Source organism: uncultured Pseudokineococcus sp. (genome assembly GCF_947499845.1).
Lineage (GTDB): Bacteria > Actinomycetota > Actinomycetes > Actinomycetales > Quadrisphaeraceae > Pseudokineococcus.
In genome coordinates, this window is the sequence record NZ_CANMPM010000053.1 from 1 (window position 1) to 907 (window position 907).

Consider the following 907-nt stretch of genomic DNA (forward strand, 5'->3'; position numbering starts at 1 on the left):
CGAGCCCGGCGCCGGCGCGGGGTGCGTGGGCGCGGGCGGTGGCCTGCAGCCGGCGTCGTCCGGCGGCGCGCATGCCGGTGGGTCCGCCGTAGCGGGCCAGCAGCTCGAGCACGACGTTGGTGGCGACCTTGGGGCCCAGGACACGTTCGGCGGCGGGGTGGATCTGGGTGAGCAGCCCGCGGATGCGGTTGGTCAGCCGGGTGGCTTCCTGGGCCTGGTCGTCGTCGTAGCCGACCAGCACCCCGAGATCGGCCAGGGCGTCGTCGCCGGCGTCGACCCGCCGCAGGGTGTGGGGCAGGGTCCGGGCGGCGTCGGCGATGACGTAGGCGTCGCGGGCATCGGTCTTGGCCGTCCCGGGGTGCAGATCAGCGATGCGGCGCATCGCCAGACCGGGCAGGTAGGCCACCTGCGCGCCGGCGTCACGGGCGACCGCGACGGGCAGCGCCCCGATGGTCGCGGGCTGGTCGACCACCACCAGCACGCTCCCGTGGGCGGCCAGGTCGGTGAACAGGGCCCGCAGCCGGGTCTCGTCCTGGGGCAGCGGCCCGTCGTGCAGCCGCCGTCCGTCCGGGGACAGGGCAACCGCGTGGTGGGTGCCCTTACCGACGTCCAGGCCGCAGAGCACCCCGAAGCCGCCGACGTCCACTGGTCCTGGTTGGTGCTGATCGCCCACTGCCGAGCCTCCTCGACGAGACCGATGTCCTGGCCAGTCGAGCACCGGATGCCGGCAGCCACGTTACGAAGAGACCAGCCCTGCGAGGGCGGCCATGTCCCTATCAGCGGTCCACCAGTGCCACCAGGTCCGGCGACAACACCCCCCGGATCATCAACGACAGGGGCGATCAGTCATACCGGACCTGGCGACCAGGAACCCCCTCGACGAGGGAGCGCGAGGAAGGTAACGGGG

The 907-nt window shown here is 73.3% G+C and carries 1 protein-coding gene; it reads right to left on the minus strand.

Annotated features, from left to right (window positions below; all coding sequences use genetic code 11):
- The coding region (locus tag Q0789_RS16580; protein WP_298807088.1) for an IS110 family transposase at positions 1 to 646 on the minus strand (646 nt) is incomplete at its 3' end.
- Positions 647 to 907 lie beyond the last annotated feature (261 nt).